The following is a 12,563-nucleotide window of genomic DNA, read 5'->3' as shown; positions in this document are numbered from 1 at the left end:
AAGAAAATTGTAGATTTTTCCTTAGGTAAATCATGTATAATGAAAACGAAACTCTAAAAATAATGAAATACCGACTCGAAATTAACAGTATTTTTGAAAAGAGCCTATTTTTTGTTGTCAGTTTTTGCTTGTTTTGGTATAATAATAAAATTGTAAAAGTGTCAGTGAAGCTGACTTTTGAGGAGAAACGAAAGATGCGCAGAAGAAGAGTAGATCACGATTATAGAGATAGACGTGATGAGATACGCGTAAATAGAGAGGCGGCACGCCGCCAACAGATACGTAGTAGTCGGCAATCAACCAAACAAAGACCCACTCCAAATGAATATCGAGAGGTGCCACCACGGGCAGCCCAAGGAAAAAGAACCCAAAGGCGTAGGCGATTAGCTCAAAGAAGAAGAGCGCAAGGAGTTTTTTTGATTCTGGGAATTCTCTTATTATTGGGGGCGGCTTATGGGGGATCAAAGTTATATGTAGCTTTGCAAAAATGGGAGGGGAAAGCAGAAACCCCTGCCTTTAATGTAACTGCATCTACCCCAGAACAAATTGAAGATGAAATAATAAATCTAGCTATTTTTGGTACGGATGAAGATGGGTTTCGGGCGGATGTAAGTATGGTTGCTAGTTTTAATACAACGACGAAAGCTCTGAGCTTAATTGCGGTGCCAAGAGATACAAGGGTAACAATGACAAATGAAATGACTTCTTATTTGGAGAAAAACGGCCGTACAGTACCTGAGAGAAATGGGGTTTATGGCCAATGCAAACTTACTGAGGTACACGCATATGCTGGAGAAGGTAAACGCAGTACATTTTCAGTCATGATGTTAGAGGAGATTTTAGGGATTAAAATGGATTATTATATCAAGGTGGATTTATCTGCGTTCCGTGATATTGTTGATGCCATTGGCGGAGTTGACATGGAAGTGCAGGACAGGCTATATTATGTTGATCCATATCAGGATCTTTATATCGACCTTCAACCTGGATATCAGCATCTGAATGGGGATAAAGCGGAACAACTGGTTCGATTTAGAGAAGGATATGCGCAAAAGGACTTAAAGCGAATTCAAGTACAGCAGGACTTTATGCGAGCATTTTTGGCAAAGGTTTGTAGCACTGAATCCATTTTGAAAAATATGAATCGTTTGATTGAAGTTGCACTAGATAAGACAGAAAGTAATATTACCCTTTCGGAAGCGCTGAAGTATGTGAAGTATTTAAAGGATATTAATCCCCAAAATATGACCACGGCTACTATTCCTGGTGAGGGTGGTGCATACTTTGATATGGACAAAGATGGAACAAAAGCTTTGATTGACCGTTTGATTTATGGTATTGAACCTGTAGAAACGGTGCAAAATATGGCAGAATAATAACGACAGATGGGTGAGAAGATGAGCGGAAAACAAAGAAAGCCTGCAAGACATACGGAAAGAACGACTCAAAGGAAAAAGGGGTTTCATCCCATGAAGATGTTTTTGAAGATTGTTTGTACCATTGTTTTAGCATTTGTAATACTAGCTGGCGGTGCTTGTTTTGCATATTACAAAATTACGGGAAATGTACCTTTTGCAAATGATAGTATTGAAAGTAATAATGCATCGGATACCAGTTTTTTGGATGCACTATTAAAAAGAAATATAAAAATGAATGTTGCTGTTTTTGGTGTGGACAAAGACGGAACTAGAACGGATGTTATTTTTGTTGTCCATTACGATAGCGCTACTAAAAGCATTAGCTTAGTTTCATTACCAAGAGATACAAGAGTGTCTCTAACAGATGAAGTGAAAGCAAATATAAAGGCGGAGGGGCGCTCTTATAGCCAAGTAACAAAGCTCAATGCGGTTCATGCATACAGTGGGGATAAAATTGGATGTAAGAACGCTGTCTTACAAATTGAGGACATTCTAGGTATTAAAATAGATCATTATGTAAAAATTGATTTGGAAGCATTCCGAGCTATTGTTGATGCCATTGGCGGCGTGGATATGTATGTTCCACAGGATATGTATTGGGACATGAGAGATACCGGGGATCCCCTGATCAACCTAAAAGAAGGTCAGCAGCATTTGGATGGAGAAAAGGCGGAACAGCTGGTTCGTTTCCGTAGATATGTCGAAGGCGATGTAGGGCGAATTGAGGTTCAACAGATTTTCTTAAAGGCTTTGGCAGAAAAAGTGTTAAGCACAGAAACCATATTAAAAAACCTTCCTGACTTGATTAAGGTTGTCTACAAATACGTTGAAACTGATGTTTCTATGGCTGATGCAATGAAATATGTAAATTATGTAGATAAAGTTGATATGAGCAAAATCTCTATGGAAACTTTGCCTGGAGTTGGACAGTATGTTGGCGGTGTGTCCTATTTTATTCATGATGTAGAGGCTACCAGAGAAATGGTCGACCGCATTTTTTACAGTGTTGCCCCTACTGCAAATGGTGCTACAGCCACCGACAGCAAATCCCTTATGATTGAAGTTTCAAACGGTGGTAATGTAACTGGATTGGCAGCAGAATATACTAAAAAACTTGAGGATGCAGGCTACCGCGTTGCATCACCCACCAATTATAGTGGGCAGCAGAATACCTACACAAGAATTCAGGTGAAAAGTGAAGGACTTGGCTCAGATTTAATTTCATTCTTTAAGGATGCCAAAGTTGAAGTTGCACCAAATGAAATTGGTAGTAATGTGGAAATTCGTATTATCTTGGGTACGAAAGAACAGTAGGGAAGATTGAAGAGGGAGGCGCAGTGGAATGGATGATATTATAATCATAGGTATCGCTGGTGGTACAGGTAGCGGCAAAACGACGTTAACGAACAGGTTAAAAGAACGATTTGGTGATGATGTTACCGTTGTATACCATGACAATTATTATAAGAGGCATGACGAAATGACCTATGAAGAGCGTTGCCTTTTGAATTACGATCATCCTGATGCATTTGATACAGATTTAATGATTGAACATATTCAAATGTTAAGACAAGGTCTTGCTATTGAAAGTCCGATTTATGATTTTACTGTACACAACCGTTCAAATACGACAATGGTGGTCCTTCCTACAAAGGTAATTGTAGTAGAGGGGATTTTGATTTTCCAGAACGAAAATTTACGAAACTTGATGGACATTAAAATTTTTGTTGATACTGATGCGGATGTAAGGATTTTACGCCGCATTTTAAGGGATGTTCAGGCAAGAGGAAGAAGTTTAGAGTCAGTGGTAAATCAGTACCTTACAACAGTAAAGCCTATGCATGAGCAGTTTGTGGAGCCTAGCAAACGTGCCTCGGATATTATTGTGTTAGAAGGCGGAAACAACGTGGTTGCCCTGGATATTCTGATTCAAAGGGTTCATAACCATGTTTGTGGTACAAAAGTTTAAGGAGATCAGAGATGAGTTGGTTAGATATGGTTAAAAAAGCAATAGGTACTGGTATTCTTTGCAGCTTACTGTACCATGGGACTCTTTTTATAATGGGACAGCCTATCATGATAAAAAGCGTGATGGTATTCACAGTAGTGTTTATCGTGCTTTATTTTATTTGGCTGTTTATGGCTTCTTTGGGAAGAAAAAAATAACAACAAATAAAATACGAATAAGAATGAATCCAAGGCAATGTATGCAGAAATGTGGATTTATGTGAATAAGATTGGGTGACTTCATATAGTTGAAGTCACCCATCATTTTATCTAAAATTTATTAAGACCCTTTTTGTTGCAAAGCTGGCTGTAGGCCTAGGCTAATCAGCAGACTTTGATCAACTCGTTGCATCATTCCTACATCTAAACGACATACTTTTTCTTTTAATCTTTGTTTATCAATGGTTCGAATTTGCTCTAAAAGAATAACAGAATCTTTAGGTAATGCGTACTCCGCGGCAGACAAGGGAATATGTGTTGGTAGCTTTGCTTTGTTCATCTGCGATGTAATGGCCGCACAAATGATAGTGGGGCTATACTTATTGCCTACATCGTTTTGAATGATTAATACGGGGCGTATTCCCCCTTGTTCACTGCCCACAACAGGGCTTAAATCTGCAAAATATATATCTCCTCTTCTAACGATCATAGGCTCACGCTCCGCTGGAAAATTCATCAGGCAGTAGCGGCATAAAATATATGTAATGTTAAAATTTGGCTTCTGTCCTGACTGCTAACATTATTGCCACGAAAGAGAGCCTTTATTCTTTAATTTGGAAAAGTTCTTCTTCGAAATCAGGATTATATATAAATTCTTCATAATCCATACGATAGCGCTCTTGCCCGTTAGAGTCATATACTACGAATCTTTTTGGTAAGAAAGTACCTCTGTCTACCCACAGCTTTTCGGAGGCTAAGGTGCTATCAGAGCCGGGAATAACGGCTTCCATTACGATGCATTCAGACTCATCCAAGGCTGCTGCCTCAACACCAACGCCTTCTGATTGCATATAATTTTTAATAAATTGCCCTAAAAATAATTCATTACGGTGTTGTGACTCGGGGACGTCTTTGATTAGCCTGCTATCAAGACGAGGGTTATATTGGCAAATTTGTTTTCCATCGAATATCGTATAGTTTCCGGCTACACTTTCGGGTGAAGTGAGCTCTAGACGGTATTCTCCTGTAGACTTGGCGTATTGCTTGGTGCCATACACAGTTTCCCCTTTGTTGGACGTGCGAGTGAGGGTAGCGGTACAGTAGTAGCCCTCCATTTCTGTTAATTGCTTTTGGATTGTCTCCAGTTCTGATAGTGGTTCCTCCTTTGTGCAGCCGCTAACGCCCAAAAGAAGTAGCAGACTAAGACAAATTGACACTGCTTTTTTCATAATAAAACCTCCTTTTATAAATCAGTATCATTTTATGAAAGGGACAAAAAGTGTATGAAAGAAGGATTTGTGAATGGGATATTCTATACTTTAAAGATTCCTAAATAAGGCAAGGGCATATGAATACTTACTGAAATTTTTTAAAACAAAGACAAGACATATAAAGCTTTAATATACTGTGCTTTAACATGGGCTTTATGGCTTTTATGGGGGAGATAATAAAAATGCTGGACATTCCTTTCTCTTGTGAATATTAGCATAAAATTTTTTGAAGGTTGTACTGCGCAACAGAACTGAATTGCAATGAACAACTGAAATAAATTTTATTGGTAATATATAGGCGATAAATTATTACAGAAAAATTAAGATTTTTAAATAAAGCAGAAATCTACTAAAAAAAATGATAATATGAAAGTCGAAAGTTGGTATATTACGTCTTTTTTGGCAAAAAACCTAATAAGTAATGGGAACATAATCCAAGAAGGTGCGTCTAAAAAGAGTAGAATTTAGAATAAAGGAGATCGGGTAAATGAAATATCGTTTGGGTGGATTAAAGAGATTCATGGGCGTATTTTTGGCAACTGTGTTGGCGGTTTCTGTGCCTTCAACTGGGGCCTTTGGCGCTACTACATATTATAACCAGAAAACTGAGCAGGCTGTAACAAGAGGGGTTGTATACGAAAAAAGTAGCCGAATGACGGATGCAGGGATTCAAAATCTTCATGTGTTAAAGGTGGATTTGACAGAAAGCACTCTGGAATTTAAGGCGGTAGAAAGCACTGTTGAGTATGGTCTGAAAGAAACAGCAAAGAAAATTCTCACGGATAATGGAGCGATTGCCGGGGTAAACGCAGACTTTTTTGGGCTTACAGGTAGCTATTCTGCATCTTTTGGCCCTGTTTTGAACGACGGAGAGTTAGTTTCTGCAGGAACATCAATCAATCATGATGAAAATCAATATGCATCCTTTTTTATGGATGAGGATAACAATCCTTTCTTTGATTACTTTAAAATGACTGCAATCTTTGCCAATGATCAAAAGGCAATTGAACTTGCATCCATTAACAAAGTAACATCTATGGTGTTCCCAATTTATTTTGACAGACAAGCGGCAGACAATACGGCTGCTATAGATAAGCGTTTTGATGGACTTGTTAAGTTTGTGGTGGAGGATGATGAAATTACTTACATTACACAACCAGGCGAAACTGTAGAGGTGCCAGAGGATGGGTATTTGATTGTTATGAGCAAAGACTATCGCACCAATGCTGCTGGTTTTTTTCAGATTGGGGACACAATTACTTTAAATGTAAACACTTCTATTGATTTGGATGATATGGAAATTGGTTTTGGTGGGGGTGGTAAGCTTCTGATTCAAGGAACAGAGGCGCCTGCAACATCTATTGTGGCCACAGGCCGTCAGCCAAGAACAGCTTTTGGTGTCTCTCAAGATGGAGATACAGCTATTTTTATGGTTGTGGATGGGCGAGGAGATAGCATTGGTGCAACCCATAGTGAAATGGCCAATTATATGAGAGAATATGGCGCATATGATGCCATGCATTTAGATGGCGGCGGATCCTCAACGATGGTGGTTCAGACGGTGGAAGATACTCAGCCAACAGTAAAGAATACAGTTTCTGAAGGTTCTGAAAGAAAAATTATGAATGCCGTAGGCATATTCCAAACTGCAGAAACAGGTGAGATTGAACAGATTGCAATATCTCCCTCACTGACTCGTACTGTTCCTAATAAAACCCTTACATTCAAAGTGTATGGCTTAGATGAATATTACAATCGTATTGAAGTTCCAGCTAGTGAAGTGAATCTTCAGGCCATTGGTGTAAAGGGCACATGGAATGGATATGACTTTACACCCTCTGAAAGCGGCACCTTTGCCGTAACAGCTACCTATAATGGACTGGGTGCTTCAACAACTGGCATAGTGTCCGGGGTTACAAGCAGATTAAAACCTTCGGCAGACATTAAGTTGAACAAAGCAGGTGAAACATCAAAAATCGCCATGCAGGTGGTGGATACAGATGGTTTTAGCCATTGGGTTTCTTCTACTACCAAATACGAAGTGGCAGACCCTTCTGTTGGCACAATGAATGGCAATGCATTTACTGCTGCAAAAGCTGGTTCAACCTATATTAAATGTAGCAGAGATGGGCAAACTGCTTATATTAAAGTTACAGTGGGTGACAACAAAACTGTCAGTACGCCTCAGGCAACTTCTGCGGCAGACCCCTTGCAAAAGAAGGTTGCAAAAGCCAACGATGGTGCTTACTACCTGAATATGATTGGTACGGTTGCATATAGCGGTGGAGCAAAAATTGATGAAAACACCTATGTGGATGTGAGAACTAAGGTTAGAAATGCTGTGGATTCCAACGCAGAAGTTGCAATTTATGGTGGTAAGAGTGATATTAAAACAGCACCAACTATAGATACCCTTAGCTGGACTGGTGGTTACCGATTCTTAAACAGAGGAGGCACAAGCCTTGCAATGGTAACTGCGGCAAAAGGTGGCATTCGTGCAACAGACCCTTCTCAGTATGCTAGCTTGACAAGGGATTTAGATGCTACAAATAACGATACAATCATTATTGTCATGGATAAAACACCAGGTGATTTTTCATCTTCTGCTGAAACTGCATATTTCCGTAGTATTTTAGGAAAGTATGTTAACCAAGGGAAAACTGTTTTTGTTGTTTCATGTAGTGGTGCCGGACAGTGGACTTCTATAAAGGATGGCGTACGCTATATCAACCTTCCTAACCTTTGGAAGACAGACGGTAGTGTAAATGGTAACTTTAGCATGTTAAAATTCCGTATTAACGGTGACGATGTTTCCTACGAGATAGCCAAGGTATAAGATTCTTTTAAAATTACAGTGTTTTATTGTAAATTTGGGCAAAATAAGGTAATATTAGGTGGGTGGAGATAAATCTCTACCCATCTTGTGTGTTTGCAAAAGAATTGGCTTCCTGAAAGGAAGTGTATTTGACAGGAGAACAATTATGTCACAAAAGGGCAATCAGGCAGTGAAGGCTGTCAGCTTTATGATGATTATCACATTGGTAGGAAAGGTTCTTGGTTTGGTTCGTGACCAATTTCTTGCCGCAAATTATGGCTTAGGAATGGAAGCGTCGGCCTTTTTGATCGCTAGCCGAATTCCCAGGACTTTTTTCGATGCAGTTTTTGCTTCGGCCATTTCAGCTAGTTTTATTCCTATTTTTAATGAGTATTTGCAAAAAAGGGGAAAAGAAGAGGCCTTTTCTCTTGCGAATCGATTTATTACCCTTATCTCAATGGTGACCCTTATCATGATGCTTGTTGGCATCGTCTTTGCAGAACAATTTGTTTGGTTGTTTGCAAATGGCTTTGATGCGGATACGGCAATGTTAAGTGCGTCCCTTTCACGTATGTTATTCCCAACAATCTTATTTACCGCAATTGCTTTTTCTTTTGTAGGAATTTTGCAGTCATTAGACGAATTTAACATTCCTGCGGCCATTAGTGTTGCTTCCAACGCAATCATTATTTTTTACTATGTATTTTTTAACGATAAATTTGGGATTTATGGTCTAACGGCGGCTTTTTTGATAGGTTGGGCTATGCAGGCGTTCATCCAAATTCCCTCTTTGCAAAAGAAGGGGTATTGGTATCGACCGGATTTCCGTTTTCGGGATGAAGGGTTAAGGAAAATTGGTAAGTTAATGTTGCCTGTTATGATTAGCACTTGGGTGCAGCCGATTAACTTTATGATTAACTGTCGATTTGCTTCTCAGCTTGCCGATGGAAAGCAGCCTGTTGCTGCATTAGAATATGCAAATAATTTATATACCATTATTGTTGGTATTTTTGTTTTGGCCATTGCCAATTTGATATTTCCCAAGTTATCAAGAATTTCTGGTGAAGAAGATAAATCCGAATTTGGGAGTACGGTTAAAATTACATTACGTTCAATGATGTTTTTACTCATACCCATGATGGTGGGGATGATGGCACTGAGTCGTCCCCTGGTATCCCTTATTTATGAAAGAGGAGATTTTGGGGCGGATGCAACTTTATTGACTTCAACTGCGCTATTCTTCTTTTCTTTAGGGGTAATGGGATATGGCGTTCAGACTATTTTAAGCAGGGCTTTTTATGCCAACCAGGATGGTAGAACTCCCTTTCTGTCAGGTGTTATTTCGGTAATAACCAACGCCATATTATGTGCACTGTTAATTGAGCAAATGGGACTTGGGGGTTTGGCGTTAGCGGCTGCTGTTTCTTCTTTGGTTTCTGCCTTAGTGCTTTTGGTGCCTGCTATTAAGCGTTATCCTGAAATTGTTGATCGAAAATTAATGATTAGCTTTGGCAAGATGGCGATGAGCGCAGGGGTTATGCTGGTGTTAGTACTGCTAAGCTTCGGGTTTTTGAAAGGAATAGTGGGGGCAGGCATTGTGGGACGCATCCTCTTGTTAGGGATTCCTACAGGTGTGGGCGTTATTTCCTACATGTTAATGGCCTTTGTGTTGGGCGTGGAAGAAGGGCAGATGGTTTTTGCTTTTATTGGAAGGCTGAAAAACAGAGGCATTCAGAATGGGAAAAGCGGACAAGTAGGCAGAAAAGAGAGAAAGCAGAGAAAGCAGAGAGGATATATACGTATGTTTCATGGAATCTCTTTGATGATAGAAGATAGCTTTTGTTTTCGAGTTTTAGAAAAAATTATTACCGCGATGATCCGTATATGGGCCAATAGCTTCACCTATGATTGTTATCGTCAAATTTGTGATAATGTGGGGAAAGCATTTTTGCACAGTGGAATATTGTTGCTTTTGCGCAAAGACTGGGATGCAGCATTGGGAACTTGGCATGGTATTATTCCAAGAACCTGGCATAGGCTAATTGTATTTTCGGGAAAAGCCGTAAAAGAAAAGAGAAATGCTTTTACAACAGTTATGTCTGAAAGCTTTTTGCTACGTATTTTCAACCCCAATTTTATTATTTTGTGTCTATGTGCCATAGTTTTTGCCATTCCTATTTTACCAACGATGCTTTTGGCTTTGCTTTGCTTTGGTACATTAGGAATTTATGCAATTAACCTTTTTATGGGACGTATTCGTGGGCAAAGGACAAGTTTGGTCAGCATTTTCCTTGGGATTTTTGGGATTTGCTTGATTTACGGAAGTTTTACAAGCTATAACTTTCCCAAGGCATTACAGGTTATGGCAATATTCTTAGTATTTATGTCTATGTTTTTTGTTGCTAAGGATTGTATAGATACGGAAGAAAAATTAGATTTTGTCCTTTTTGTATTAATCGTAACAGGTGTCTTGATTGCCCTTTACGCAGTGTATCAGTATGTTGTAGGGGTTGAAATGGATGCGGCTTGGGTAGATGCAGAGAGTTTTAATATTCGTACTCGTGCCTACGCAACCTTCAATAATCCCAATGTTTTGGGTGAGTATTTAATTATTATTGGTTCTTTGGCGGCAGGGATGCTCTGGAAAGTACGTAACTGGTTTGGGCGTATTTTCTATTTGGGATGCTTTGGCGTTGTATGCCTAGGGCTTGTGGCTACAAACTCCAGAGGGGCAATGCTAGGTTTAATGTTTTCCGCAGGTTTATTTGTGCTTTTGGCAGAGCGCAGGTTGATTCCTTTGGGAATAGCTGGTGTGCTATCCATGCCGTTTGTATTGCCTCCTGAACTTTGGAGTAGACTGGCAAGTTCCATCACCATGAGTGATTCATCATCTCAATACCGATTATCAATTTATCAAGCAGGGTTTGACATGATTGATCATTATTGGGCTACGGGAATTGGCGTGGATGCCTTTAACCAGGTATACCCTCTGTTTTCTTTTGAGGCGGCCAATGCGTATCATGTGCATAATTTATTCCTTCAAGAGTTTATAGAATTGGGCTTCTTTGGATTTTCGATTTTAATTCTGCTATTTATTTTCTTTTTCCAGAAACTATATAGTTGTATGAAAAGAGTACCTAAGCGTTTCCATATGTTATTAGCCGCATTTTTTGGTGGATTTGCAGGTTTATTGTTACAAGGTATGACTGACCATATATGGTTTGATTATAGTATTGTTTTGTTGTTCTGGTGCTTTATGGGCATTGGTATGGCGAGTGTGAGAGTGGGTGAAAAGCAGTGGCAGAGAGAAAAATAAAAGTGTTTCACGTTTTGACTGACCGAAACATTGGCGGAGCAGGAAGGTGGCTTTTAAATTATTTGGAGCATCATAATCGTGAACAATTTGATGTATGGGTTGTGTTACCGAGGGACAGTGCTTTGTACCCCGAGGTAGCCGCTTTAGATGTTGCAGTAATTCCCATGAAGGATTTGGAGGACAAATCCTTTGACAAAAAGGCTAAAGATGCTCTTTATAAATTGTTCAAAGAAGAGAAACCTGATATTGTTCATACCCATGCAAGCCTGACTGCTAGAATGGCGGCAAAAAAAGCAAAGGTTGGCCGAATTTTTAATACAAAGCATTGTATGGAGTCCACTCCAGGATCATTGCCAAAAAAAATTATCAGAAGGATGATTAACAAGCATTACAGTGACACAATTATAGCTGTCAGCAAGGCTGTGAAGCATAGCATGGTAGCAGGAGGAACAGACCCTAAGCAGATTGTAACCATCTATAATGGGGTTAATGGAATTGAACCCATTTCTGGAGAAATGAGAAATGAAATTTTATTATCCTATGGTGGGGATCCACTAAAAAAAGCAATTGGCATTGTGGCTAGGCTGGAGGCGGTTAAAGATCATGACACTTTCTTATTGGCTGCTCAAGAGGTTTTGAAACATCGCAACGACATTGAATTTTATATTGTTGGAGATGGTAGCCTGAGAGGGGCTTTGGAAGAAAGAGCAAGTGCTTTGGGAATTAAGGATTATGTTATCTTTACGGGTTTTGTAAAGGATGTTGAGAAAATTGAGTCGGCACTGGACCTAAATGTAATTACATCAAAGCATGAGGCCCTTTGCCTATCAATAATTGAATCTATGAGTGGGGGAATTCCCGCAGTTGGCACTGATAGCGGCGGGGTGAACGAGGTGATCCGCCATGGAGAAAATGGATATCTGGCTCCTGTGGGGGATTGGAAAGCATTGGCTGAGCGTATGCTTGAGGTTTTGGCTGATGAAGGGGAATATCTTAAGATGGCCATAAAGGCAAGGGCTTGGGCGAAGGAGCATTTTAGTGCCCAGAAAATGACGTCAAGGATCGAACGGCTCTATTTGGAGGAAAAAAAATGAAAAAAAACAGAAAACTATTTGGGGTATTCAATATTGTGGATATCATTTTAATTCTGCTGGTGATTGTGGCAGGGATCATTGGGTTTAAACTGTTTATTGGCGGTGGACAAGAAGATGTTTCGGCAACAAAAACCTATACTTATGTGGTTCAGGGCCGAGAGGTTTTGGACGAGACAGTAGGGGCTCCTGTTGTTGGTGAGAAAGTTTTCAATAGCTCAACCGCTGCATATTTAGGGGCGGTAAAAGAGGTGACCTCAGAACCTTATACCGAGGTTATATTTAGCAAGGAAACAGGTGCTTATCAGAAATTACCTGTAGAGGGATATAGCGATATGCTTTTGACCATTGAAGGAAATGGAACAGAAACGGAAAAAGACATTACGGTAGAGGGAACAACGGTAAAGGTTGGTATGGAATTGAACGTAAAAGGCAAGGGGTACGCTTTTAAAGGTATCATTGTTGAAGTAAGGGATGGTGAATAAA

The 12,563-nt window shown here is 39.7% G+C and carries 10 protein-coding genes; 8 read left to right on the top strand and 2 right to left on the bottom strand.

The genetic code is table 11. From position 1 onward, the window contains the following. Positions 1-194: 194 nt before the first annotated feature. The 4 genes from ABVZ64_RS02410 (at position 195) to ABVZ64_RS02395 (ending at position 3,584) form a co-directional block, all read left to right on the top strand. Positions 195-1,376, top strand: coding sequence for an LCP family protein (locus ABVZ64_RS02410; RefSeq protein ID WP_352399468.1), 1,182 nt, complete (start codon positions 195-197; stop codon positions 1,374-1,376). Between the two features lie 93 nt (positions 1,377-1,469). After that, entirely contained in the window at positions 1,470-2,732 is a 1,263-nt protein-coding gene (locus tag ABVZ64_RS02405; RefSeq protein WP_352399467.1) for an LCP family protein, read from the top strand. 28 nt (positions 2,733-2,760) lie between these two features. Then, entirely contained in the window at positions 2,761-3,387 is a 627-nt protein-coding gene (gene udk, locus ABVZ64_RS02400; RefSeq protein ID WP_352399466.1) for a uridine kinase, read from the top strand. An 11-nt stretch (positions 3,388-3,398) separates the two neighbouring features. Then, on the top strand, positions 3,399-3,584 hold the full coding sequence (locus tag ABVZ64_RS02395) for a hypothetical protein (protein WP_352399465.1): 186 nt from the start codon (positions 3,399-3,401) through the stop codon (positions 3,582-3,584). Positions 3,585-3,705: 121 nt separating this feature from the next. On the opposite strand, the gene ABVZ64_RS02390 is transcribed toward ABVZ64_RS02395, so the two are convergent. Both ABVZ64_RS02390 and ABVZ64_RS02385 read right to left on the bottom strand, forming a co-directional pair. Continuing rightward, positions 3,706-4,074, bottom strand: coding sequence for a type II toxin-antitoxin system PemK/MazF family toxin (locus ABVZ64_RS02390; RefSeq protein ID WP_352399464.1), 369 nt, complete (start codon positions 4,072-4,074; stop codon positions 3,706-3,708). Positions 4,075-4,186: 112 nt separating this feature from the next. Beyond that, the gene (locus tag ABVZ64_RS02385; protein ID WP_352399463.1) at positions 4,187-4,813 is read right to left on the bottom strand and encodes a LolA family protein; all 627 of its coding nucleotides are present in this window, start codon (positions 4,811-4,813) and stop codon (positions 4,187-4,189) included. 529 nt (positions 4,814-5,342) lie between these two features. Between ABVZ64_RS02385 and ABVZ64_RS02380 the strand changes: the two genes are divergently transcribed. The 4 genes from ABVZ64_RS02380 to ABVZ64_RS02365 all read left to right on the top strand — a co-directional run bounded on the left by ABVZ64_RS02380 (position 5,343) and on the right by ABVZ64_RS02365 (position 12,562). After that, on the top strand, positions 5,343-7,691 hold the full coding sequence (locus ABVZ64_RS02380) for a phosphodiester glycosidase family protein (RefSeq protein WP_352399462.1): 2,349 nt from the start codon (positions 5,343-5,345) through the stop codon (positions 7,689-7,691). Positions 7,692-7,836: 145 nt separating this feature from the next. Then, positions 7,837-10,986, top strand: a complete 3,150-nt coding sequence (gene murJ / locus ABVZ64_RS02375; RefSeq protein ID WP_352399461.1) for a murein biosynthesis integral membrane protein MurJ — start codon at positions 7,837-7,839, stop codon at positions 10,984-10,986. Continuing rightward, positions 10,968-12,080, top strand: coding sequence for a glycosyltransferase (locus ABVZ64_RS02370; RefSeq protein ID WP_352399460.1), 1,113 nt, complete (start codon positions 10,968-10,970; stop codon positions 12,078-12,080). The genes murJ and ABVZ64_RS02370 overlap by 19 nt, the downstream gene beginning before the upstream one ends. Then, positions 12,077-12,562, top strand: a complete 486-nt coding sequence (locus ABVZ64_RS02365; protein ID WP_352399459.1) for a DUF4330 domain-containing protein — start codon at positions 12,077-12,079, stop codon at positions 12,560-12,562. The genes ABVZ64_RS02370 and ABVZ64_RS02365 overlap by 4 nt, the downstream gene beginning before the upstream one ends. Position 12,563: the final 1 nt, after the last annotated feature.

It is taken from the genome of Anaerotignum sp. (genome assembly GCF_040307045.1).
GTDB lineage: Bacteria > Bacillota > Clostridia > Lachnospirales > Anaerotignaceae > Chakrabartyella.
Note: the sequence above shows the minus strand (reverse complement) of the source record. Positions and strands in the feature narration are given on the sequence as shown.